The 24,385-nt window shown below is 52.2% G+C and carries 20 protein-coding genes; all 20 read right to left on the reverse strand.

The genetic code is table 11. From position 1 onward, the window contains the following. Positions 1-144 precede the first annotated feature (144 nt). Positions 145-2,139 (reverse strand): nucleoside-diphosphate sugar epimerase/dehydratase, encoded by a 1,995-nt coding sequence (locus tag CXQ81_RS23635; protein WP_009044988.1) that lies wholly within the window; start codon positions 2,137-2,139, stop codon positions 145-147. A 167-nt stretch (positions 2,140-2,306) separates the two neighbouring features. Continuing rightward, positions 2,307-3,482 carry a DegT/DnrJ/EryC1/StrS aminotransferase family protein gene (locus CXQ81_RS23640; protein WP_101339474.1) on the reverse strand — a complete coding sequence of 392 codons (1,176 nt, stop codon included), beginning with the start codon at positions 3,480-3,482 and terminating at the stop codon, positions 2,307-2,309. A gap of 82 nt (positions 3,483-3,564) precedes the next feature. Then, the gene (locus CXQ81_RS23645) at positions 3,565-4,194 is read right to left on the reverse strand and encodes an acetyltransferase (RefSeq protein WP_101338725.1); all 630 of its coding nucleotides are present in this window, start codon (positions 4,192-4,194) and stop codon (positions 3,565-3,567) included. Beyond that, positions 4,191-4,787, reverse strand: a complete 597-nt coding sequence (locus CXQ81_RS23650; protein WP_101338726.1) for a sugar transferase — start codon at positions 4,785-4,787, stop codon at positions 4,191-4,193. The genes CXQ81_RS23645 and CXQ81_RS23650 overlap by 4 nt, the downstream gene beginning before the upstream one ends. Further along, positions 4,787-6,001, reverse strand: coding sequence for a glycosyltransferase family 4 protein (locus CXQ81_RS23655; RefSeq protein WP_101338727.1), 1,215 nt, complete (start codon positions 5,999-6,001; stop codon positions 4,787-4,789). Before CXQ81_RS23655 ends, CXQ81_RS23650 begins: the two co-directional genes overlap by 1 nt. Positions 6,002-6,003: 2 nt before the next feature. Further along, positions 6,004-7,833 carry a heparinase II/III-family protein gene (locus CXQ81_RS23660; RefSeq protein WP_101338728.1) on the reverse strand — a complete coding sequence of 610 codons (1,830 nt, stop codon included), beginning with the start codon at positions 7,831-7,833 and terminating at the stop codon, positions 6,004-6,006. Further along, positions 7,830-9,974, reverse strand: a complete 2,145-nt coding sequence (locus tag CXQ81_RS23665) for a bi-domain-containing oxidoreductase (RefSeq protein ID WP_101338729.1) — start codon at positions 9,972-9,974, stop codon at positions 7,830-7,832. The genes CXQ81_RS23660 and CXQ81_RS23665 overlap by 4 nt, the downstream gene beginning before the upstream one ends. A 146-nt stretch (positions 9,975-10,120) precedes the next feature. After that, positions 10,121-12,049: an asparagine synthase (glutamine-hydrolyzing) gene (asnB, locus tag CXQ81_RS23670; protein WP_101338730.1), complete on the reverse strand. Its 1,929-nt coding sequence runs from the start codon at positions 12,047-12,049 to the stop codon at positions 10,121-10,123. Between the two features lie 8 nt (positions 12,050-12,057). Further along, complete coding sequence (locus CXQ81_RS23675; protein WP_101338731.1) at positions 12,058-13,356, reverse strand: oligosaccharide repeat unit polymerase; 1,299 nt, start codon at positions 13,354-13,356, stop codon at positions 12,058-12,060. Between the two features lie 20 nt (positions 13,357-13,376). Further along, the gene (locus CXQ81_RS23680; RefSeq protein WP_101338732.1) at positions 13,377-14,624 is read right to left on the reverse strand and encodes a lipopolysaccharide biosynthesis protein; all 1,248 of its coding nucleotides are present in this window, start codon (positions 14,622-14,624) and stop codon (positions 13,377-13,379) included. A 40-nt stretch (positions 14,625-14,664) separates the two neighbouring features. Next, a complete protein-coding gene (locus tag CXQ81_RS31565) occupies positions 14,665-15,678 on the reverse strand; it encodes a glycosyltransferase family 4 protein (RefSeq protein WP_223816043.1) in 1,014 nt (337 codons plus the stop codon). A gap of 47 nt (positions 15,679-15,725) precedes the next feature. Beyond that, on the reverse strand, positions 15,726-16,616 hold the full coding sequence (locus tag CXQ81_RS23690; protein WP_256593416.1) for a GDP-mannose 4,6-dehydratase: 891 nt from the start codon (positions 16,614-16,616) through the stop codon (positions 15,726-15,728). Between the two features lie 13 nt (positions 16,617-16,629). Then, positions 16,630-17,667 (reverse strand): GDP-mannose 4,6-dehydratase, encoded by a 1,038-nt coding sequence (gene gmd, locus CXQ81_RS23695; protein ID WP_101338734.1) that lies wholly within the window; start codon positions 17,665-17,667, stop codon positions 16,630-16,632. A gap of 22 nt (positions 17,668-17,689) precedes the next feature. Then, positions 17,690-19,129 (reverse strand): mannose-1-phosphate guanylyltransferase/mannose-6-phosphate isomerase, encoded by a 1,440-nt coding sequence (locus tag CXQ81_RS23700; protein ID WP_101338735.1) that lies wholly within the window; start codon positions 19,127-19,129, stop codon positions 17,690-17,692. Next, positions 19,126-20,397, reverse strand: coding sequence for a UDP-N-acetyl-D-mannosamine dehydrogenase (wecC, locus tag CXQ81_RS23705; protein WP_101338736.1), 1,272 nt, complete (start codon positions 20,395-20,397; stop codon positions 19,126-19,128). The genes CXQ81_RS23700 and wecC overlap by 4 nt, the downstream gene beginning before the upstream one ends. 9 nt (positions 20,398-20,406) lie before the next feature. After that, positions 20,407-21,537: a non-hydrolyzing UDP-N-acetylglucosamine 2-epimerase gene (wecB, locus tag CXQ81_RS23710; RefSeq protein ID WP_097137571.1), complete on the reverse strand. Its 1,131-nt coding sequence runs from the start codon at positions 21,535-21,537 to the stop codon at positions 20,407-20,409. A 649-nt stretch (positions 21,538-22,186) separates the two neighbouring features. After that, entirely contained in the window at positions 22,187-23,242 is a 1,056-nt protein-coding gene (locus tag CXQ81_RS23715; protein WP_101338737.1) for an LPS O-antigen chain length determinant protein WzzB, read from the reverse strand. Positions 23,243-23,366: 124 nt separating this feature from the next. Further along, the gene (locus CXQ81_RS23720; RefSeq protein ID WP_101338738.1) at positions 23,367-23,588 is read right to left on the reverse strand and encodes a hypothetical protein; all 222 of its coding nucleotides are present in this window, start codon (positions 23,586-23,588) and stop codon (positions 23,367-23,369) included. Between the two features lie 22 nt (positions 23,589-23,610). Then, complete coding sequence (gene ihfB, locus CXQ81_RS23725; RefSeq protein ID WP_008042113.1) at positions 23,611-23,904, reverse strand: integration host factor subunit beta; 294 nt, start codon at positions 23,902-23,904, stop codon at positions 23,611-23,613. A 183-nt stretch (positions 23,905-24,087) separates the two neighbouring features. Continuing rightward, positions 24,088-24,369, reverse strand: coding sequence for a hypothetical protein (locus tag CXQ81_RS23730; protein WP_101338739.1), 282 nt, complete (start codon positions 24,367-24,369; stop codon positions 24,088-24,090). Positions 24,370-24,385 lie beyond the last annotated feature (16 nt).

The raw sequence follows: 24,385 nt of genomic DNA on the forward strand, positions 1-24,385 counted from the left end.
TTCAGACGGGTCAGGATGGTGGCCATCCCGGCGGCGCTCGCTCCGTGTAAGTACAACAAGAATACGGGTAATGCCGGTTGGTGTAACTGCCCCTCAGCGCCAGACAGAAAGCTTTCTGGCGGGCGAGGGGCTTTATCGGTGCAACTAAGGCTCGAGACGACGCTGTTGATAAATCCAGTCGACAATCTCGCTATCCGGAGTGTAGCCACTGACCGTGTCACGCAACAGTTGCCGGACTCTTGAGTAATCATCCTGGTCGACTGCCAACAGCAATTCACCCAGCCTGGCCTTCAATACATCCCAAGGCAGATAGTCTTCGTTGGCGCTCATGATCATTGGATGCTGTGTCGCCACGACGTTGTCGCCGATCAACAGTTCTTCGTAAAGCTTTTCGCCCGGCCGCAGTCCAGTGAACTCGACGGCTATGTCGCCGTGGGGATTCTTTTCGGAACGCAGACTCAACCCGGACAGATGAACCATCTTCTCGGCCAGTTCGACAATCCTGACCGGCTCGCCCATATCCAGCACAAACACATCCCCCCCCTGCCCCATGGAGCCCGCCTGGATCACCAACTGGGCAGCTTCCGGGATAGTCATGAAATAACGCGTGATACGGGGATGCGTGACGGTCAGCGGTCCACCGGACTTGATCTGCTTGTGAAACAACGGAATGACCGAGCCGGAAGAACCCAGCACATTGCCAAAACGCACCATGGTAAAGCGGGTTTTATTCACCCGGGAAACATTGGCGTGCTCTCCGAACAATACTGGAGCTACCTCACGACTCAGAGCCTGCAGCGTCATTTCGGCCAGACGTTTGGTACTGCCCATGACATTCGTCGGGCGTACCGCTTTATCCGTAGAAATCAGCACGAAGTTCGCGACATTCGCACGAAGAGCGGCCTGCGCCGTGCTCAATGTGCCCATCACATTATTCAACAGGCCTTCAGCAATATTGTGCTCGACCATGGGGACATGCTTGTAGGCTGCGGCGTGATACACCGTATCCACATGCCAGGTTTGCATGATGTCGAGCAACTTTTCCTGATTACGCACAGACCCCAGGATGGGCAGCAACTTCACGGACAGCGACTCGCGCACGATACGCTGTTCGAGCTCTTGCAAGATGCTATAAAGATTGAACTCACTGTGCTCGTAGAGCAGCATCGTGGTCGGGCGCAACGCAAGAATCTGACGGCACAGTTCCGAACCGATCGAGCCACCGGCCCCCGTGATCAGTACCGACTGCTCCTTGATGCAATGCTCGAGCAACTCTTCCTGGGGGGGGACCGAGTCGCGCCCCAACAGGTCGGCAATATCGACTTCTTGAATATCATCGACCTTGACCCGTCCGCTCGCCAGATCCATAAAGCCCGGCACACTCTGCACGTGCAGGCCGAACCCCTCTAGAAAACTCAGGATCTCTCGGCGGCGCGTACGATTTGCAGAAGGGATCGCCAACAGGATCTGCTGAGCACCGGTCACATCGATCATTTGCTGAATATGTTTGGGCTTATAGACGTGCAGCCCGGAAATCACTCGCTCGGCAATATTGCTGTCATCGTCGATGAATGCCACCGGGCGCATCAGGCGGCCCATCCGCAAAGCGGCGACCAACTGGTTACCCGCTGCACCGGCGCCGTAAATGGCCACCTTCGGCAAACCGTCATCCCGGCTAGTAAAGGGAACATGCTGCGCGGCCGTGAACCAGTCGCCCAGGAAGTACTGGCGCATCGCGAGACGCAACCCGCCGATCATCACTAGGCTTAGCCACCAATAGTTGAAGATTATCGATCTGGGTACCAGCGGTTGACGGCTGCTGCTCCAATACACGATCAGGGCGAGAATGAGCGCCGACAGGCTGACAGCCTTGATAATGGTAATCAGCGCATCGTTGCCGAAATAACGCATGACGGCGCGGTACATGCCGAAGCGTATGAACAATGGGATGGCGACAACAGTGGCACTCAAAAATAACCAGAGGTAATCAGCAAAGGGATTGACCAGCTCATCGACGCCTAAACGAACGACAAAAGCCATCCAGAGGGCGAACCAGACGAGGACAACGTCAGTCACCACCTGAAAGGCACGCTTTTGCCGGCGCGTTAATCCCAGTAAAAAGGCTCTCAACTTATCCATAACACCTTGAACACCTCTATTACTCCTGAAATATATCTGGTGCCACACTGGGTGATCCCAAGAAGTTCCATTTTATGACAACAGGCAAACCCGCTTTACAGCCCAGCAGCCGAATTCTTTTTGTGCAGGGAGCAGAAACCGCCCCACCGCACACCGTTGGCTGATAGTTACCGCGCGGCCAGTTGCATGACCTCTTTGAGCACCGAGCACGTTTTCTCGATTTCAGATGCCTTCAGCGTAGGGTGTACCAGGAACATGAGGCTGGTTTCACCCAGCTCTCGAGCAATCGGCAAACGAGTCGTGGGGCGCCAGTCAGTATTGTCGAAGGCTTTTTCCAGATAGACCTCGGAGCAGGAGCCGGAGAATACCGGGACCTCCCGCGCTGTAATCTCCGCGAGAATACGGTCCCTGTCCCACCCGTCCTTGAGCTGTTGCGGTTCCACGAACACATAGCACTTGTAGGCCGCATGAACGCTGCCTTCGGGTATGGCTGGAGTACGCAGACCATTCAATTGGCGAGCACAATCCCAAATCTGCTGTGCATTCTGCAGACGGCTTGCCTGCCAATCGGTCATGCGCTTGAGTTGAATCCGGCCAATCACGGCCTGGACTTCCAGCATCCTCCAGTTAGTGCCAAAGCTTTCGTGCACCCAGCGGAAACCTGGTGGATGCTCGCGCTCATAGACAGCCTCCCAGCTCTTGCCATGGTCCTTGAAGGCCCACATGTCTGCCCACAACTGGCGATCGTTGGTGGTGACCATGCCGCCCTCGCCACCCGTGGTCATGATCTTGTCCTGACAGAAAGACCAGGCACCGACATGACCGATCGAACCGACGGGACGCCCTTTGTACAGGGCCCCATGGGCCTGCGCGCAGTCCTCGATCACCTTGAGATCGAACTCCTGCGCCAGGGCCATGATCGGGTCCATGTCACAAGGCCAGCCAGCCAGGTGCACACAGATGACCGCGCAGGTACGAGGAGTCATTACGGCACGAATACTCTGCGCGGTGAAGTTTTGCGAATCGCGATCCACATCGGCGAAAACTGGAGTCGCTCCGGCATTGACGATGCTGGACACCGATGCCAGGAACGTACGCGAGGTAACGATCACTTCGTCACCGGCGCCAATCCCCAGAGCCTTAAGGGCCAGGTCCAGGGCGACCGTGCCGTTAGCGAGCGCAATGGCGTATTGAGTATCCGTCCATGCCGCGAATTCCTTTTCGAACTCACGTCCTTGCGTGCCGGTCCAGTAATTGACTTTGTTGGACAGGATCACATCACGTACAGCATTGGCCTCTTCGTCGGAAAAGGAAGGCCAGGGAGAAAAAGGTGTATTCAACACAACCAATACCCGTCAGTTTTCATTCGAAAATATGGAGAGCTCTTCATGAGCTCCTGCTGTCTACAAAAAGCGGGGGGGTGCTTTAAACACCGGGCCCCATTATCCGGGCAGGCACGCCTGCGACGATAACGTTGTCCGGCACGTCTTTGATCACTGCCGCGCCGGCACCGATCATGACTTGCGCCCCAATGTTCACAAGCTGCCGCACACTGGCACCAATACCTACCCAGCTCAGATCCTGCACCGATACGCCACCGGCAAGCCGGGCACCAGGGCTGATATGTACACAGTCGCCCAGGCGGCAATCATGATCGACGCTACAACCTGTATTTAGAATGGCCCCCGCGCCAACGATCGCATCAGCATTCACCACAGCCGCGGCAAACACAACCGACCCTTCACCGAGGCTGGCATACCGGCTGAACGTACAGCCAGGATGCAACAGGCTTATCAGCCTGGCACCCACCGCCTTGAGCTGAGCAAGCTTGGCCTGACGAATACGATTATTGCCGATCGCGACAATCACACCGTCATAGTGATCCAGATTGGCCAGAAGCGCCGCGGTATCACCCACGACATCCCAGGCACCATTGCGTCGCCGCTCGGGCCAGGCATCGTCAAAAAACTCGACAATTTTCCAGCCACAGCACTCAGCCGTATCAGCAACGACCTTGCCATGCCCGCTGGCTCCCAGCACTGCCAGCCGGTTCATCGCTTGGTCCCGGTAAACTTGGCGGCGGTGACTTCGCCTTCCGCGCTAATACCATCACGGATAACGACCTTCTTGATCGTCAGGAAGATGACCTTCAGATCCAGCCATAACGACTGGTTATCCACATACCAGACATCCAGATTGAATTTTTCTTCCCACTCCAAGGCGTTCCGTCCATTGATCTGGGCCCAGCCGGTCACACCCGGACGCACCTCATGGCGACGATACTGTTCGCTATTATAGAGCGGCAGATACTCCATCAGCAGAGGTCGAGGCCCTACCAGGCTCATATCGCCCTTCAACACATTCCACAGTTCAGGCAGCTCATCCAGGCTGCTCGAACGCAGGAAGCTGCCGAACGGCGTCATGCGCTCCGAATCCGGCAGTGGATTGCCCTTCGCGTCATGAGCATCGCGCATCGTACGGAACTTGACCATCTCGAAGGGCTTGCCCTCCTTGCCCGGCCGGACCTGGCGGAACAACACGGGCGAACCAAGTTTCTTGCGGATCTGCCAGGCGACTATCGCCATGACCGGTGCCAGCAGCAACAGGCCCAGTATCGAAGCAAGCAGATCGAACCCACGCTTGATCATCAGGCCACACCCTCCAGCCAATCGACAAATCGATCCGCCAGCTTACGACGATCGAACTCTCTGACCGCCAGCTCACGACCTCTCAGGCCTTTGGCCTTGAGTTCTTCACGGACATCGGCGGCCTGTATCAGGGCATCGGCGAACAGCGATGGGTTTTCCGGCGGCACGACAAAACCGCAATCTTCCTTGCTGATCATTTCGGCCAGCCAGCCTGGATAGTTATTCAGAACAGGCAATGCCGAAGCAATGTAGTCGAAAAACTTGTTGGGTGAGGTGCCGTAATAGAAAGCAGGAACATTGGCGAGCAACTGCAAGCCAAGATCTGCGCTGGCCATCAGACCGGACAACTTCGCTTTGTTCACCGGATCGTGAAAGATCACATTATCCAGCCCTTCCCTGGCCGCTCGCTGCTGCAGCGCCGGCTTCAGCTTGCCCTGCCCGATCAGCACCAGGCGGATATCGTCACGCTGGCGAAGTTTCAGTTCCTTCGCCGCATCCAGTACCGAATCCAGTTTGTTGGCAACGCCGTGGGTACCGGCAAAGACCGCCATCAGTTGATCTTTTTCCACACCGGCAGGCCGCCATGGCTCGGCGGGCGCATTAAAAATGTCAAGGTCACAGCCATTGGGGATCATGGTGATCCGATCGCGTGCAACACCGCGATGGGCGATACCGTCGACAATACCCGGGGAAAGCCCGATGACTCGGTGAGCGGAACGATAGCTTGCCCATTCAAGCAGCGACATGGCAGACAGAATCAGAGGGTTGCGAATGACGCCCATTGCCTTGGGGAGTTCGGGCCAGAGATCGCGGACTTCGAATACAAACGGCTTGTTGCGCAACCAGCGGGCAAAGATACCGGGGATCCCTGCCGTCAATGGTGTTGTCGTGGCAAAAACCAGATCGTAACGCTCGGTCAGCGCCAAGCCGATACTGCGAAATGCAAATTTCAGGAAACTGAGTGTACGGGTGAACAGACCATCACTGTTGGAGTACGCCAGATCGAACTCGATGATTTCGATTCCGTCGACGGTGCCCTTGCGTTTCCCTCCGACAAAAGGCCCTTCCAACCCTGTCTGCCCACCGCCGTAGCTACCGCATACCATGGAAACCTGATGCCCTCGAGCAATCAGACGACGGGCCATTTCGTAGGAACGAATACCAGTCGCTCCTTTCGGAGTGGAAAAATGCTGATGAAAATAAAGAATTTTCATGTTTACCAGTGATACTCCGTAATCAAAACACCCGCCGAATCCACTTCTATTTCAAGCACCGGCACTTCAGTCTTCTGCAAGTAGTAACGAGACTCCCAGCCCTGAACCAGCTCCTGCCGGACAATCGACATGCTGCCCGTTACCGATATCCGGTGCGAACCGTTGCTCAATACGCCATCCGACATCTGCCAATCGCCAGGCTGCAAACGCCAGCGCAGAACCGCGCCGGCTTTGAACCCTTTGATCTCATCCCGAACCTGTAACCCGGTATCGCTCAGACGCACCTGGCGTGTGTGAGAGGCACCAGCGTTGTCGCTATAGCTGGCACCGCAGGTAGTGGCCTCCGGTGTATCGCCCAGACCATCGACCTTGCGCGTACGCAACCAGTCGCCAAACAGGAAACGACTGAGTCTTGGCATCTGGTCACGCCCGTCGAATTGCACGGTGTTATGGCTGACGGTACCTGGGAAATAGCTCAGCCATTGAGCCGAGGTGTTATAGCTATAGGTTCCTGCGTCGCGCAGCAGATTGAGGCCCGAGCGCCAGAGATCCACGTGCAAGGCATCGGCCTGGCTGGGTCGAAAACGAAAGCGCGGATAACGCAGCACGGCAAGGGTGTCTACGCGTCGCAACAGTGCATATCCACCCTGGTCGAACAGCTGGCTAGCCGGGCGCTCGACAACAGCCGACGGCGCGGACAGTTGCAGCCACTGCAAAGGCAAATCCCACGCCCCTGGAGCCGCATAGGCTCTTTTTCCGCAGAACAGCGCCATGGCCAACTGAACCGCCGGCCTGAAATCGCGGTAGTCAGTGTCCGTCAGCGGCAACAGCCGCGCGCCATCATTGGCCCCTATGTTCGGCGCATCCCCGGAACTCTCGTCAACCAGCGAAAATAGCCAATTCGTAGCGGCCCGCATCCTGGATTGAAAGGTTGCGGAGAAGGCCTCGAGTCCGGCCTTGACTCGCCAGACCTCGACCATGGAAAAGGTATCGAGCATGACCCGGTGATAATTGACCGAGTACTGGCTGAAACTACCGTCCAGCTCAATCAATCGAGCAGCACGGTTCTCCAGCCACCTACGCCCCAATCGCTGCCAACGCAGCCCTTCGGGATGATCGCACAGTGCCAGCCAGCTACCACCGACAAACAAGGCCGCAGCTTCAGAGGTGCCGTGATTGTTGTCCTGGGCCATCGCATAACTCAGCGTTGGCTCGATACGCTTGAGATGCAGTCGAACAAGCTCCATCAACCCAGGCAACGGCGTCGACGACTGCTCGAGAATGATCGCCGTCATCGCCAGGTGCAAAACACGAATGGAAGCCTCCTGACCGCACTTCCAGTTCGGACCGCAATAAGGAGGGTTATTCTTGCACCAGTGCGTCAACCACTGGTTCAGCCGCTCCATCTGCGAGGCATCGTCTGAGCAGGCTCGCTGAGCGAATGCCAGCGTCCAGTCTAGACGCGACGCTTCCCAGATATTCTTGATGTCGCCAACAGCTGCATCAAAGTCAGGGATGCGCCACCACTCCCTTTCGGGATCCGGAACCCGAATCCCACTGAGCGGGTTCAGGTGCCAGTCAGGCGCATTGTCTGAAACAGGAATGGCCCAACACCCGTAATAGCGGGCCTGGGTATCCCATTGGGTATTGACGGGCAATGAGTTGGCGCGTCTGGCACTGGGCACAAAAAAAGGCCCCTGAGGCATATCAGCGCAAAGACGTCTGACAGGGTTCAACCCGGTCTTGACCCCAAGCCGATACGTCAATGCGCGAACCAGATTGCCGCCCCCTAGCGCGGCGGCAGTTCTGGCTTTAGTAATAAAAAGGCTCATTGCTCACGCAGGATCCGCGAAATCTCGATACTCACTCGCGCCACTTCGAAGATTTCATCGGAGGAGATCGGCGTCGCCTTGCCAGACCCCACGGCAGCAAGGAATGCAGCCGCACACTCGCTTTGCCCCTTGTTCTGTTTCCACAGGTTGAGCTTGTTAAAGCCCGGCCAGCCGAAACCTTTCAATTTACGGAAGTTATCCAGTTGCAGGACACGGCCCGCGGCAAAGACTTCCACGCGCTCTTTTGGAAAGCTCGATGCGCCATTGGCCAGGTAATGAATGGTACCGAAAGAACCATCTTCAAAACCCAGAATGATCGCAGCTTTATCTTCGGTGATTTCCAAGGCGTCCGTATCGCCCATTCTACGGGCCTGGATCGAAACGATTTTGCTACCGGCCAGGAAACGCATCAGATCGATGAAGTGGCAGGCCTCGCCGATAATACGTCCGCCGCCAACCGCAGGGTCCTGTGTCCAGTGATTCGCGGGAATAGCGCCGGCATTCATCGTCATGACAAAGGATTTCGGCTCTTTTACCGCTGCAAGCAAAGCTTTCATCTTCTGCACTTGCGGCGAAAAACGTCGATTGAAGCCCACCATCAGATGAGGTTTGAGGCCCTTCTCGACAGCACTCTGATAGGCCTGCTCAACCATCGCCAACTCTTGGGTTTCTATGGCCAATGGTTTTTCGACAAATACGTGTTTGCCGGCCTCGAGCGCCTGAGCGACAAAACGAGCATGGCTATCGTGACGGGTGACAATCGCCACGGTATTGATCAGGTCGTTGCCCAGCATCGCCCCAATATCTGTCGATGCTTCCGCAAATCCGGCCTTGCTGCCGTGGATGACTCCGTTGATCCCACCTGCGGTCACGATCGTATGGAATTGCGCGCCTGCCGCCTTGAAAGCAGGAATCAGCATTCTTGAGGCGTAGTTTCCAGCACCGATGAAACCCACCACGGGTTTGACCGGGTTGAAGCTCGCGACCGCTTCCGGTGCCAACACCACTTTCTTGATGTTGCGCTCAGCCGCACTTGAAGAATATTGCAGGATGATGCCCAGCGCGGAATTATCCGCCGTGAGCGTCTGATAAGCATCTGCCGCGTCTTCAAAGGCAAAACGATGGGAAATCAGCGAATCGACTTCCAGTTGGCCACTGGCAAGCATGTCCAGCACAGCCTCGAAGTTACGTTGCTCAGTCCAGCGAACGAAACCGATCGGGAAGTCATTGCCCTGATCTTCATATGTAGGGTCATAGCGCCCTGGGCCGTAGGAGCATGAAACCTGGAATGTCAGTTCTTTTTCATAGAAATCGGCCCGATTCAGCTCCAGGCCGGTGACACCTACAAGCACAATGCGCCCGCGCTTGCGACACATATGCGCGGCTTGGGTGACCGGATCAGTCGACTTGGTGGAGGCGGTAATGATAACGCCGTCAACACCTCTGGAACGGCTGAACATCATACCGGCGGCAACAGCATCCTCGCCCTTGCCCGGATTGCAGGTTTCGGCACCGTAGCTACGCGCCAGGGCCAGTTTCTGGTCATCAAAATCTATGGCAAGCACACGGCAGCCCTGGGCACGCAAAAGCTGGACAGTCATCAGACCGATCAGACCAACGCCGGTGACGACAAAGGCCTCTCCCAGCGTCGGCTGAGCCAGCCGGATACCTTGCAGGCCGATGCTGGCCAGGACGGTAAACGACGCTGCTTCGTCACTGACCGAATCCGGAATGACGGCACAGAGGTTTTTCGGAACGATCACCACATCGGCATGAGGACCATTGGAAACGACTCTGTCACCTTGTTTGAAACCGGAAACATGATTGCCTACTGCCGCGACAACACCGACGTTGCAATATCCCAGCGGCAAAGGTTGCGCCAGCTTCGAGCGAACGGCTTCTACAGTGGTTGCCAAACCGTCGGTCTGGACCTTCTGCAGAACCATACGGACCTTATCGGGTTGCTGACGGGCCTTTTCCAGCCAGTTAGCCCGGCCAAAGCCCACAAGCATGCGCTCCGTGCCAGCAGAAATCAGCGTATTGGTCGTGTTGATCTGTAAAGCGCCACTACGAACAGTCGGGGCAGGCGCATTAACCAATGACGTCTCACCGCTAGCCATATTCTGAACAACCTGCTTCATGCATTCGTACCAATAAAGTTAAAAATTTCACTCATCACTGAGAATCTTGTGTCTAGCCGCCTAGATTAACATCGGTTCATACAATCCGTATTTACACAGAACCCCTGATTCCCGCGCAACCTTGGTTGCGCGGGGCCTCGCTGCTCTCAGCGATCAAGGGCGAAGTTGCCATCAAGGTACTGTTTGCACCACAACTCCATACAAACGATGCCAAACAAGGTGTAGGCCGCATCAATGCGCCCTGAACGATCAGCCTCGATCAGGCGCGCCACCGCTTGCGGATCAAAAATTCCTCGCTGAAGCAACGAGGCTGGAGACAGCACTTCATCGACCAGCGGCTTCAATCGCCCCTGCAACCAGTTGCGCAACGGCACACCGAAGCCGGTTTTAGGCCGGTAAATGATGTCGTGCGGCAGATAAGGTTCCATCGCTTTTTTGAAGATCCATTTTCCTTCACGGCCTTTCTGCTTGATGTCGGAAGGCAACGAACCCGCCAAGCGCACCAGATCCAGGTCGAGCAATGGCACACGCACTTCAACGCCCGCGGCCATCCCCATCTTGTCGGTGTAATTGAGGTTGTGATCCGTGAGGAAGTGCTTGCATTCCAGGGTGAGCATCTTGTCCAGCGGAGTCACGTCGGAAGGCAAACGCGAAAGTGTCTCACGCATCGGCGCAAACAGATCGTCCGCCGCCAACTGGCGACGCAGATCCGGTGCCAACAGGCCGTAAGCCTGCTCGGGCTCCAACCAAAGGAAATAACTGATCAGGCGATCGTCGGTTGGAAGATCCGCATAACGAAAAGCCTTCCCGAGACGCCGGGACAGTGGCGACGACGCAGGGAGCAAATTGGAGGCATTGGCAAGCACCGACCGAAGCGGTTTAGGCAAGCCGCCCCACCACCGCTCCTGGGCCAAGGCGAAATGCCGACGATAACCGGTGAAGATATCGTCTCCGCCCGCACCGGACAGCAGCACCTTGATACCGTTCTGGCTCGCCAATTCAGAGATAAACAAGGCATTCAGGGCAGCCGGGTCCGGAGTTGGTTCATCCAGCAGATAAACCATCTCAGGCAGTCGGTCCATCATTTCATCGCCAACGCCGACCACATGCAGATCCACATCCAGGTGCTTGGCAACTTTCTGCGCATAAGGAAGATCGTCAGCAAACCCTTCATTTGACGTGGCGCCATTATCGATACGGATACTGAAACACTGCAGTCGTCCCTTGTTCTGCATCTCCTGTGCAGCAAAGGCGACTATCGCACTGGAGTCCAACCCTCCGGACAGAAAAGAACCCAGCGGGACGTCCGAAACCAGCTGTCGCTTGACTGCGGTTCTAACCGCGTCAGCCACCTCGATAGCAACATCATCGACTTTCTTCGCCAGTTTCTTTTCCGCAATAGGCAACTCGTAGTAAAACCAGCTCTTTTCAATACGTCCATTACGAACGCACAGTGCCTGCCCTGGAAGAACCTTCTTGATATCCCGGACGATTGTTTTCTCTCCCGGCGACCATAAGAAGCCGAGATGAGCCAGCACAGCCCGCGGATCGATTTCGGTGGTACCAAAACCACTGCGAATGAGCCCTTTCATTTCACTAGAAAAAGCAAAGCAGCCATCACCGGAATGGATATAAAGAGGTTTTACACCAAGTTGATCGCGCGCCACCCAGAGCGTATTCGTGTCCCGTTCCCAGAACACAACGGCAAAAATACCGTTCAGCCGATTCAAGCACTCAATGCCATAACGACAAAACAATGCAAGCAACACCTCGGAGTCGGACTGGCTGGAGAAAACATCTCCCGCCGCCTCCAGATGGGCTCTCAGCTCGCGGAAGTTATAGATTTCACCGTTGAAGACCATGACCACACGGCCGTCTGCCGAAACCATGGGTTGGTGTCCGGCAGACGTGGTATCGAGGATAGACAGGCGGACCTGTCCCAACCATACGCCCACATCAGTGTCAGCCCAGATCCCCTTGTCATCCGGACCACGACGTCGAATGAAAGAAAGTGCCGAAGAGAAATCAATGGACTCTCGCGTCCCGTTATGTATGTAGCCCAGAATTCCGCACATAAGAGTCTCTAGATCGAATTATTAACAGGTTCTTGGCGCTTTGAGCTTAATAATAAAAAGGGGATCAGAATAGAGGCAACGAGAAGAGCCACCGAAGCCAATTCCCCTCTGAACAAATGAAGCATGGAAGCAACGGTCAGCGCATATACACCCAATGCCCGGTCGCTTTTAGGGTTGTTGATGGTAGCACCGTAGAGCCATCCCCATAGGACCCCAAGCAGCAAGCCTCCTAGTAGAACACCAAGAGTTCCAAAGTTCATGTAAAGCTCACCAAATATTCCAGGTGGCAATGTCGTACCTTCCCTCAACCACATGTTCGGCCAGAAAGCGCCTGTAAACACTCCAGCAGCAGTCATAGGCTTGTTAGGAAAGATTCCGGATGGAATTAAAATCAAAACGATCATTAACAGTGTCGTACCGTTTTGCCAGTCAAGAAGCCGCGGCATGGCATCAACCAGTACACTCATGGTCTGCAACTGCATGAGATTCCCTGTAAACTGTATGGCCAAGAAGTTAACAAAGGATAAAAATACACCTTGCTCATCATTGATAAACGAAAACTTCCCCGACACCAAAAACTCTTGTTTGAATAGGTGGTAAGCCATCAAGGAAACAAACATCACAAAACCAAGCACAGCCCCTTTTATCAGACTAACGCGCTGAACCCGGTAATGCCTGACGATAATCAATGAAAGCACGATAATAAAAATAGTCGATTTCTGCCCCTGCAACCCGCAAACAAAAATCCCAACCAAAAAATACAACCAAAAGAGAACCCGTTCGGAGAGCCCCTTCTTTTCCCCGCCTGTTAAGCGAATAAACCACGCCAACGAAACAGAAAGAAGTAAGTTCTGCAAAAGAAAGAAACCATTCAAACCAGCAAACGCCCTGATTCGATCACTAGCACCTTGAATCAGCCCTGACAGCCCACCTAGCGCAATCAGAATTATGACAAGCGCCAACAGAGCAACTGCCGTAAATACAAAAGACCGAAAAAAGAATATTTTCGTACTCACAATACAACGAACCGCCGCAGGCATATTCAGCTGAAGCCTACGCCCCAAATAACAGCCGAGAAGCACAAAAAAGAGCGCCGCTGTATATAAAATCAGAGCGCTCCGGATAGCTAAACTTTTATTAGAAAAGTTAAAATTCCAAATCTGACTGAAACCGTCAAAACTCATAATAAACGGATACAGCGGAACGATAACCCCTGCAAACCAAATCACAAAAAAGAAAAAACCCACGCTAAAACAATCAAAACTTTCCTTTCTTGCTGAAGGCATAAACCAGCTTTTCCTCGACATGACCAGCCTCTCTCTGATAATTATAAAACAGCTAAGCGGATTTTTACCGCAGAGAGTAGGAGCACTGCTGATAGCACTGCGCCAGCCGAATAAGCCATAACCCCAGCCCATCCTTCCAGAATCGGAATTCCCACATAGAGAAGAATCAGTACAAGTAAACCTTCCAAGATATTGACCTTGAGGCTCAATCCAAATACACGAAGCGCCACCAACATTGTGCCGCACGCGAGAGCAATTGCTTTCAACGGCAACGTTAACGCCAAGACCATCACATAGAGAGCAGTGGTTTTATAGGCTCCACCGATAAAAAGCCACCAGGCTGATGATATGAGAATCAGCAGCAACGCCACAGCAGAAGATACTTTCAACATGCTTTTCAAAGCAGAAGAGTACTTTTTGCGGAGCTCATCAGGATGGCCGAGCGCCTCGACCAGATCGGGTAACGCTCGCTGGGCAATGATAGCCAAAGGTAACAATCCGAGAACTAAGCTTAGTATCGCGATTCCAAAAAAACCAATCTCTTCGGTTCTGACATGAAGGGCAGTCAGCATCAGAACCGGCAAGCTATCAACCAATAGACGAACAAACAAACTGGCATTAATAGTTACACCGGACTTGGCAGTAATCATCAATTGCTTCTTATCTACTGCGGCAAAATTCAGGGCCGGTAGAATATAAGCTCTGAGCCTCCACCACACAGCTATCAGACAGAAAAGCTCCCCCAGATAACGAGCCGCCATCCATCCCCGCACCCCGTAAAGTTTGGTGAGTATGACGTGCAGCACAACGCCCGCGGCGGTGACTAGCATTAGTACAAGATAAATCTCCCTTATCGCCTTCGCGCCCTGGGCAAAACCTGTACTGACACGAAGAAAATTAGTCAACACGACTAAACCACAAGTTGTAAAGACATAGGAGCTTATTGCAGAAGTCAGCACAAATTCATGAACGATATATATGCCAAAAATAACGACGCCAGACGCTAACGAGACAAGTAAAAAAACCTGCCGAAGCACCGCGCTTTGACAGGATGCATCGCTATAGGCCGCTGTATCGCGGATAGCGATACTTTGCATCCCCAAACTACCAGCCAATACAACGAGCGCTATGACTGTCTCCAGAGAACGGACAACCCCTACAACTGAAGGGTCGACCCAAGGCGTAATCAAAAACTGGCTGATGATAACGCCACCTTGAATACAAGCGGTGATAACAAACAGCTGTAATAGCCTCGAACTCTCGAAAATACTGATCAGACGGGCTAGCACGCAGTACCACCATTAGTATTATTAATTATTATCAATGAAGTTACCCTTTCTTTTCTGGCGATAGTGAATCCAGAACACTTTTCAATGCAGCCCGGCGAGATGCGATCGAATAGTTAGAGGAAATCCATTGATGCCTAGCCTGCGCTTCTCCCTCCGCAATAGGTGTAGCCACTACCATTTCCATGGCTGCGGTAATCTCTTTCTGGCTGTCCGGCTGGACCCAGTAAGCAAACTCCCCAGCGACCTCAGGTACCGCACCTCTTGGCGAGGTGATTACTCGCGCCCCACAGGCCAAAGCCTCGCCTATTGCATGGCCAAACCCCTCGTAAAGGGTAGGCTGAACATAAGCAAGACATTTACGGTAATGTTCAAGCTTCTCTTCGTCGGAAATCATCCCAACAAACTCGACCTTGTCTGCAACACCCAATCTATGCGCAAGGCTTTTCAGCTCATCCAGATAGTCACCATGCTTACCAGCTACTACCAACCGAAGCTTGCTCGCTTTTTTCGCAACTTCTGCAAATGCCTCAATAGTCGGAATGAGACCTTTACGAATAGCATTAGTCCGGCTTGTCCAAGTAACGGTAAAAAAGTAATCTGACTCAGCAGACGGAGATTCGCCCGGTGAATAGAACTCTGTATCAATTGCCAATGTGGCATAGACAGGATTTTTTACTGGAAGGTTGGAAGTAACCTCTTCACACTCGGACTTCGAGATAAACAGGTTTCTATCGGCCAATAACAAAGAGCTACGTAGCACAAGCTTCTGCCACCATGGCCGATCCAGATAACAGAGACCTGGAATTTCTTTTCGGCAGGTGGAGTAGTCAAAAGCTCCAGTTACCACAACCGGTCGGCGGCGAAGTTTTCCCGCGAGCAAAGGAAAAGGTGAGTGCCCCCACCACCAGCAAAAATAAAGATCAGCCTTCCAATCCAGAGTCCCTGGCGTCCCGGATAGCACAACCTCATGCCCGAGCTCTTTAAGAATCCGAATATCGACCCTATAAAACTCAACTTTATCAAACAACTCACGCCAATTGGCGTGAGCTGACATATTCGCAAAAAAACATATACGCACAGTTCACCAACCCGCTATAGCCATTAACCTTGGACGCTTATCTTTTGCTGATACATGGAGAGAAGTGTCTCATGCAAACCAGGCACCTCTAACACTCCCACAGTATCGAAAAGTTTGGCTGAACTTCCATAAAGTTCTTTTACTTCATCGCTCCGGACGAAAGCCGGGTCCACTACTATATTAGGCCGATACCCAGCAATCTGTACCATTTCGTCAATCACGCTGAGCAAGGAAATACTCCGCCCCGAACAGATATTGACAAACTCACTATGCTTTTCGCATGTCAAAAGGCGCGCATAGGCCTCAACCACGTATCTCACATCGGAAAGATCGCGAGAAACGTCCAGATTCCCCAACCTGATTTCCTTTTCACCTCTGGCAAAAGCACCGACGATCTTGGAAAACACAAAGGACTCCGATTGGCCTGGCCCCGTGTAGTTAAAAGGCCGCGTCACCAATATAGGCAAGCGAACAAACCACTTACGGAGCAACGCCTCCATGGCGAACTTGCTCAGAGCATAATGGTTCATCGGCTGTGGCTGGGCAGACTCCACGATAGGTGACGAAAGCGCGTTGCCGTAAATATTGGCGCTACTGGCAATTACCACCTTTTCGATGTCTATTTTCGACTCGATGATAGCGGTAAGCAGACTTTCCGTACCCAGTACATTGACTCGGTAGTAGGACAGCGCATCACTGCCCGTCACATGTGCCAAGGCAGCCAAGTGGATGACATGAGTCGGTTGAACCTGCTTGATCCAATCGCACAACCGATCAGTCTCATTAAGGTCAGCTTCCAAGTGATCAAACTCACAAGGTAGTCGCTGCCCTCCCAGGCCGGCAACCTGCCAGCCAGCCTGGGTCAAAGTCTCGGCCAGGTGCCTCCCGGTAAAACCGGAGAGGCCCGTGATCAAGACCCTGCGGTCATTAGTGTGAGACGCCATTACGAGCCCTTCTCAAGTCCGCCTCTACCATCAATTGGCAAAGTTGCTCCAGCGTCGTTTCAGGCTTCCAGCCCAGGCGCTCCTTGGCGAAGGAGGGATCACCGATCAACAATTCCACTTCTGCAGGTCGGTAGAAACGCGGGTTAACTTTGACTCGAGTCACACCTGTCCTACGGTCGACACCAAACTCGTTCTCCCCACTTTCACGCCAGTCGATATCAACACCGACAGCCTTGAAACTCATGGAGACAAAGTCACGAACGGTTTCAGTGCGATTTGTAGCCAGTACAAAAGTTTCCGGAGTATCGATCTGCAACATGCGGTGCATGCCATCTACGTACTCTTTGGCAAAACCCCAATCACGCTTGGCATCCATATTGCCGAGTTCCAGAACTTGCTGAGTACCTATTTCAATATTAGCTACCGCGTCGGTAATTTTTCGAGTAACGAACTCTTTACCTCTCAGCGGGGATTCATGATTAAACAAAATACCGCTGGTAGCGAAGATACCATAAGACTCACGATAGTTTATCGTGGTCCAATGAGCGAACAACTTCGCCACCCCATAAGGGCTCCGAGGATAAAACGGGGTACTTTCGGATTGGGGAACAGCTTGAACCAATCCAAACATCTCAGAAGTCGATGCCTGATAATAACGTATCTTGGGGTTCACGATCCGAATTGCTTCAAGCAGATTAAGCGCACCAACACCCGTAATCTGAGCCGTAGTGATAGGCTGATCAAAAGAAACACCAACAAAACTTTGGGCTGCGAGGTTATACACCTCATCTGGCTTGCAGTTTTCAATCAAGCGAATAGTCCCAGCCAGATCGGTCAAGTCAAACTCGACAAGATGCAGCCGATCATGATTCAGGACACCTAACTCTTCCATCCGCCAGAAGTTTACAGAACTTGTACGCCGATATGCTCCGTATACCTCATAACCTTTTGACAATAACAACTCAACAAGGTAAGCCCCATCCTGACCAGTAACCCCGGTGACCAGCGCATTCTTCCGCATTTGTACAGCCCCTATTTAAATCTTATACACGACCGTAAGTATCATCAAATCGAACAATATCATCCTCACCCAAGTAACTTCCGGACTGAACCTCGATGATTTCAAGAGGTATCGTGCCCGGATTGGAAAGACGATGAACATGTCCAACAGGAATATAAGTACTCTGGTTTTCGTTCAGCTGAAAAACCCGATCCTCACAGGTAACTTCTGCTGTACCAGAAACCACAATCCAGTGCTCTGCACGATGATAATGTTTCTGCAAGCTCAGCGTTGCCTTTGGCTTGACCAATATCCGCTTCACTTGAAAACGTGAGCCGGAATCAATGCTGTCGTACCAACCCCAAGGCCGGTGAACGCGACGATGCAGTTTGGTCTCACTCCGCGAGCAGACATTCAATGCTTCGACAATCGCCTTCACGCCCTGACTGCGCTCCTTGTTGGCAACCAAAACAGCATCAGGCGTCTCGACGATCACGATATTGTCGAGCCCAACAGCGGTCACCAGACGGTGAGAAGCATAAACCAGCGTATTGGCGCTGGATTCGACAATCACGTCACCATGAGTTGCATTGTGGCTGTCATCCTTCTCGCTTGAGCGCCAAACGGCATCCCATGCCCCAAGATCAGACCAGCCTGCATCCATCGCCAGCATCTTGAGTTGCAACTCAGGATGCTTCGCGCAATGCTCAATCACCGCGTAGTCTATTGATTCCGACGGGATAAGAGAGAAGGCATCGGCCTGAGGCCGAATAAATCCACTATCCTGAGCTCTCTCGGCCCAGGCTTTCTCAGTGGCCAGGTAAATATCTTCCCTGAAAATTTTTAGCGCCTTCAACCATACGGATGCTCGCAGAACGAAAATACCACTGTTCCAGAAATAACTACCTTCATCCAGATACTTCTGTGCAGTTTGCAGTCCGGGTTTTTCAACAAAGGCGTCGACTCGCTTAACTTCAGCGGCATCTGTTGAATGAATATAGCCATAGCCTGTTTCAGGGCGATCAGGCTTTATACCCAATATGACAATATCGCCGTCCGCTGCAACTTCAACAGCCTTGCTGATTGACTGGGTGAACATCTGCACATCGAGAATCATTTGATCAGCAGGCGCCACAACCAGAATTGGATCGACCTGTGACAGCTCATCCCGCGCATAGAGAGCAGCCAGTGTGAGTGCGGGCGCCGTATTACGCCCTATAGGCTCGAGAATGATGGAGCTCTTGCTCAGTTTCATCTCCCGAATCTGGTCCAGACACAGGAAACGGTGCTCATCATTGGCGACGATACAAGGTGGCAGCAAATCCGAGCCTGGCGCAGCTATCCCTATCAACCTACCGATGGCTTGCTGAAACAAGGTTTCACGACCTGATATAGCTAGAAACTGCTTAGGGTAGAGCGTTCTGCTAAGGGGCCACAGGCGCGTCCCGGCGCCTCCGGACATGATTACCGGAAGAATCTTCATACAAACCAGATCCCGCGAGTATCAACTACCTGACGCCCCTCTAAAGCCGACGACGGGACAGCCTTGAACTGCTTGTGATCCACCAGAAGCAAAAGAACATCCGCCCGACTGAAGGCCTCTTCTATCGCACACAGTTCCACACCAGGCAATACCAGGGCTGCCGGCAAAGACTCGATATTGGGTTCGACTGCCAGGACTTTGCCAGAGTGAGAGCCCGCAATGTGCTTGGTAATTTCCAACGATGGACTCTCTCGCAAGTCATCGATATCAGGCTTGAATGCCAGACCAAAACAGGCAATAACAACATCTTTCTCGGACTTTTCAGGATTGTGCGAAAGATGCTCAGCCACCGCGGCATCAACTTTTTCAACAACCCAAGATGGTTTGGAATCATTGACCTCACGAGCAGTTTTGATCAGTTTCGCCTGCCCTTCGGCCTGACTGACGATGAACCAGGGGTCGACGGCAATACAATGCCCCCCCACACCGGGACCAGGCTGCAGGATATTGACTCGAGGATGTCGGTTAGCCAGCTTGATGAGTTCCCACACATCTACACCGAACTTATCGCAGATCATAGAAAGCTCATTGGCAAACGCGATATTGACATCACGAAAGCTATTCTCGGTCAACTTGCACATTTCCGCTGTGCGCGCGTTGGTAAGAATGCACTCACCTTCTACAAACAGCTTGTAAAGACGGGTAGCGGCCTCAGAACACTTAGGTGTCATGCCACCAATAACCCGGTCATTTTGCACCAACTCACGCAGCACATGGCCAGGCAATACGCGTTCCGGGCAATGAGCAACTCGAATATCCGATGCCTCGCCATGAGTCTGAGGGAAGGTCAGGTCCGGACGCACCTCGGCCAGCCACTGCGCCATCTGCTCGGTTGCCCCTACAGGCGAAGTGGATTCGAGAATAACCAGGTCACCCTTTTTCAGAACAGGCGCAATCGACTTGCTTGCAGACTCGATATAAGAAAGATCTGGAGCATGATCACCCTTGAAGGGAGTAGGTACCGCAATCAAAAAAGCATCTGCAGGTTCTGCACGAGTGCTGGCACGCAAATACCCTTCGGTTACGGCAGCATGAACTACGATATCAAGATCAGGCTCTACGATATGGATCTGCCCACAGTTGATGGTATCTACGGCTTTCTGGTTAACATCAACACCAACAACTTTTATCTTTCGCGAAGCAAACACTGCAGCAGTGGGTAAGCCGATATACCCTAGGCCAATCACGGAAATAGTGGAAAAGCTCATAACGAAACCTTACTTTTTAAAAGTGGCAAGAGTATTAATAATCCGGGCACAGGCATTACCATCACCATAAGGATTATGAGCAAAGCTCATTTCCTGATAAGCATCGCTATCAAGCAAAAGCTCGCGCAGATTGCTGGTAATCTTTTCCTTCTCAGTTCCGACCAACCTGACGGTACCGGCTTCGATGGCCTCCGGGCGCTCAGTAGTATCACGCATAACTAGCACTGGCTTACCCAGGGACGGAGCTTCCTCCTGCACACCGCCGGAGTCCGTCAGAATCAAGTAGGAACGGTTCATCAAATAGACGAAAGGAAGATAATCCAATGGTTCGATGAGATGAATATTATCGATACCAGACAGCAAACGATTAACAGGTTCGCGCACATTAGGGTTCAAGTGCACAGGATAAACAATTTCAACATCATCAAATTCACGAGCAATAGAAGCCAGTGACATACAGATTCTTTCAAATCCATCACCAAAGCTTTCGCGGCGATGTCCCGTCACAAGAATCAAGCGGCGTTCTGTTGAAAGAAACTTGAACTGCTCCGAAAACTGCTGATTCAGCCTAGTGTTAGATCCGAGCTTTTCAACAACATTGAGCAAGGCATCAATAACAGTATTGCCAGTTACATAAACCGACTCCGGAGGCACCCCTTCCTGCAACAGATTCTGTTCGGATTTTTGGGTAGGCGCGAAGTGAAGGCGCGCCAAAGCCCCTGTCAACTTCCGATTAGCCTCTTCCGGCCACGGCGAATAAAGATTGCCTGTACGCAGCCCTGCCTCGATATGCGCTACAGGGATCTGATGATAATAAGCTGCGAGGGTTGTTGCGAAAGTAGTTGCTGTATCACCATGCACCAGAATGATATCCGGCTTATAAGTGGCAAATACACCCTTCATTCCCTGTAGAATACATGTGGTTACATCGGTAAGGTCTTGGCCTGGCTTCATGATATTTAGATCGAAGTCCGGCTCAAGCTCGAATAACTCCAGCACTTGATCGAGCATTTCGCGATGCTGACCCGTGACACAGATTTTTGCGTCAAAACGCTCATCCGCACGCAATGCCAAAGCCAGTGGTGCCATTTTTATGGCTTCCGGCCGCGTCCCGAAAACACTCAAGATCTTTAAAGTCATTAGATTACCAATGATTCCATATCATTATTTATTCAGCAGTTCAGCCTGAAGCTTTATTACCGCCACACCATTGCCTGACCTATCGAACCACATAAGATCGGACGATTCCGCACCAATCGCAGACATATCACCGGGCATAATACATTATTCGGATACGCCCAGTGAACGATGCCTCACAAGCAGAGCTTTTCGCAGATACCAACAGAAAGCGCCCAGCAGCCACTATTTAGCCACTACCGATTACCTAATAGAGCCACAAATGCATTCAACACGGAATTTGAAGCGAGTAACCTTCAGCCACGCCATCCTCCAGCATCATAATGACCATTATGCCTGAACTGACTGAGCAATTCTGGGCGCCAAGCCAAGTTTTTTATGGTGCTAGAAGCGCCAAAGTGAGGCCTCGAACCGGGAAAATCACTACCGACCTGCCCGTAAAAGAAGAAAAACACCTGAGCCGATAGCCACTGGAAGCCTTTCCGCAAGGCAGCATCGATGCATGAGCTGAGCTCACGCCAAAGAAATGTCAAGCCCGTCAAGCAAAAAAACCTGAGGCAACCTCAGTAGCTTCTGAACGCGAGCGTCACAGTCCAACCTGAAAACATAGCCAACTCAGTGCCCACACACGCCAAAGCTGAAACAATCTTTCTCAGGAGGACACAGCAGACCGACCTCTAGCTATCAAATAAACAATAAGCACCAACCCGCTACTCCCGACCAAGCCGATCAGCAACCCCAATGCAAGAATCATGGATTTCACCGGCTTTACCGGCGTGTCATATCGAGCAATACCGCCATCCATTCGATAGACAGACACATCACCAACTTTGACCTCAATCCCTTTATAAAAGTCATACTTACCTTGCAACTCACGCAAACGACCAATAAAGGGGTCATCGGATTTGCGCAACTCCATATTTTCAATCTCAGCCTTCAAAGCCTTGGCCCCGCGCATATAAGCAGGTTGGCCCGCTATATTGCCAGCAACCTCGATGGCCGAGTTTCCTGTTATGATCAACGGCTTTTCAAGCCCCAATGCTTCCGCAACTTGTAATGCCTCCTGAAGCCTAACAATAGAGTCCTCCCGCTCTTTCTGGCTAACATCACGCAATGCTGCAATCTGCTGCTCGACGTTTCGCGCCCCCACCTCAGCCTCACGCCTTACGTTGGCCAATAGCTCCTGCTTTGCCAGATCACTGGCACGAGCTACATATTGGTGAACCCACTCTACAGATTGAGCAGGACTGTCACTGCGCGCAGTAATGGAATAACGATCAGCAAAATCCTTGCCTGGCAGAGTGATGCTCAACCTTTTGGAAAAGCCTGAGTACAATCCATCTTGCGCCCCTTGGCGCTCCTCCTCACTCAAAGAAGGCAGATAGACGTTGTTAAAAAAATCTTGCCGGAGCGACTCAGCCTGAAAATAGGAAATAAATACACCATATACATCTTTAATAGTATAAGGGGTTAACTGAGAATCCTTAGCTCGACCATAGTTAAAGTTTTCTATATCTTTCTGAGTTGGAGGCACCACATATCCTTTGGCTTCATACTCAGGTTTACTCAAAAAGGCAAAGACGGCGGCAAATAGCACCGACAGTAACGTAAAAATCAGTATCCAAGCCTTTTTATCCCAAAGAACCCGAACAAGCTCCTGCAGATCCACCTCTTCATCTTTCTTGCTCACCATCAAGTCGCCCTGCATGCAAATCAACCTTTTAATTAAACACCCTGACTCAAAAATGCGCCAACAACCCCATACCAGACATCCAAGAAAATCTCCTCATGCTAGCCAGTCTTTGACACCATAGCCACACTACAGGCAACCACTATTTTTTTTGCCCACCCTTGAGCACAGCTCTTAACAATGGACCAAAAATCATACCAATCAACAATGAAAATATAATGTAGATAGAAACAGGAAATGCAGAAATAGAGCGACCCAGAAAGCTCAATACAACAACCTCCCGGTTCTCCAACACAAAAATGAGAATCGACAAGGCAAAAGCAAAAAAAACAATCGCGAGCAGCACACGCTTCAAAGTACGCATATGATCCCTCCCGCAAAAAACATCACACCTCCTCCTCTTCCTCATTCACACGATCCCGAAGCTCTTTGCCCGGCTTGAAATGTGGAACGAACTTGCCATCCAAACTGACAGACTGACCTGTCTTCGGATTGCGACCTACGCGCGGTGCACGATAGTGCAGGGAGAAGCTACCAAAGCCCCGAATCTCGATGCGATCTCCGGTTGCGAGGCATTGGGACATTTGCTCAAGCATGGTCTTGATGGCCAACTCCACATCCTTGGATGAGAGTAGCCCTTGATGGGTGACAATTCGTTCGATCAACTCCGACTTCGTCATATTTTTCCCTTCTTTTTCAAGCAGCTAGATAAGCGCTTCAAAGGTTTTAGCACGACCGGGAGATTTTGAACAGCCCAAGCATTGACTTATCTCCCACCTTGCGAAAACACCACAAACGAGGGCATTCAACAGCGCCTAAAATGAAAACTCCGCAGCAATTTGACCTCCCACCACGCCATCCTACTAGCGGCATATGACAAGCATGGTCCGAGTGAGGTAACCCGCAGGATTCCAGCCAAAGGGATAGTCACCCTCCTCGTCCTTGGCATCACTAGACCTGGTAATGACCTTATAGCCATCCCCCTTGCATTCACGCTCAGCGCGTTTGTAGCACTTGCCCCAGCCAGCCCCAAGACCGGAGCAATCGATCTCGATACCACTGACACCACGGACCGCATGGACCTTGGCATTGGTCGTACAGCCCACCAAGACTAGAACCGCGAAAATCACGATGAGATTTTTCATCTACTTCCTTATACCA

Source organism: Pseudomonas sp. 09C 129 (assembly GCF_002843625.1).
Taxonomy (GTDB): Bacteria; Pseudomonadota; Gammaproteobacteria; order Pseudomonadales; family Pseudomonadaceae; genus Aquipseudomonas; species Aquipseudomonas chlororaphis.

Bases quoted from the DNA above. Each gene is read 5' to 3' on its own strand.
- CXQ81_RS23655 (WP_101338727.1), bottom strand. From the start codon at position 6,001: ATGAAAATTCTTTATTTTCATCAGCATTTTTCCACTCCGAAAGGAGCG.
- gmd (WP_101338734.1), bottom strand. From the start codon at position 17,667: ATGCGGAAGAATGCGCTGGTCACCGGGGTTACTGGTCAGGATGGGGCT.
- asnB (WP_101338730.1), bottom strand. From the start codon at position 12,049: ATGTGCGGAATTCTGGGCTACATACATAACGGGACGCGAGAGTCCATT.
- CXQ81_RS23645 (WP_101338725.1), bottom strand. From the start codon at position 4,194: ATGAACCGGCTGGCAGTGCTGGGAGCCAGCGGGCATGGCAAGGTCGTT.
- CXQ81_RS23665 (WP_101338729.1), bottom strand. From the start codon at position 9,974: ATGAAGCAGGTTGTTCAGAATATGGCTAGCGGTGAGACGTCATTGGTT.
- CXQ81_RS23700 (WP_101338735.1), bottom strand. From the start codon at position 19,129: ATGAAGATTCTTCCGGTAATCATGTCCGGAGGCGCCGGGACGCGCCTG.
- CXQ81_RS23660 (WP_101338728.1), bottom strand. From the start codon at position 7,833: ATGAGCCTTTTTATTACTAAAGCCAGAACTGCCGCCGCGCTAGGGGGC.
- CXQ81_RS23730 (WP_101338739.1), bottom strand. From the start codon at position 24,369: ATGAAAAATCTCATCGTGATTTTCGCGGTTCTAGTCTTGGTGGGCTGT.
- CXQ81_RS23635 (WP_009044988.1), bottom strand. From the start codon at position 2,139: ATGGATAAGTTGAGAGCCTTTTTACTGGGATTAACGCGCCGGCAAAAG.
- wecB (WP_097137571.1), bottom strand. From the start codon at position 21,537: ATGACTTTAAAGATCTTGAGTGTTTTCGGGACGCGGCCGGAAGCCATA.
- CXQ81_RS23715 (WP_101338737.1), bottom strand. From the start codon at position 23,242: ATGCAGGGCGACTTGATGGTGAGCAAGAAAGATGAAGAGGTGGATCTG.
- CXQ81_RS31565 (WP_223816043.1), bottom strand. From the start codon at position 15,678: ATGTCAGCTCACGCCAATTGGCGTGAGTTGTTTGATAAAGTTGAGTTT.
- wecC (WP_101338736.1), bottom strand. From the start codon at position 20,397: ATGAGCTTTTCCACTATTTCCGTGATTGGCCTAGGGTATATCGGCTTA.
- CXQ81_RS23720 (WP_101338738.1), bottom strand. From the start codon at position 23,588: ATGCGTACTTTGAAGCGTGTGCTGCTCGCGATTGTTTTTTTTGCTTTT.
- ihfB (WP_008042113.1), bottom strand. From the start codon at position 23,904: ATGACGAAGTCGGAGTTGATCGAACGAATTGTCACCCATCAAGGGCTA.
- CXQ81_RS23675 (WP_101338731.1), bottom strand. From the start codon at position 13,356: ATGTCGAGGAAAAGCTGGTTTATGCCTTCAGCAAGAAAGGAAAGTTTT.
- CXQ81_RS23650 (WP_101338726.1), bottom strand. From the start codon at position 4,787: ATGATCAAGCGTGGGTTCGATCTGCTTGCTTCGATACTGGGCCTGTTG.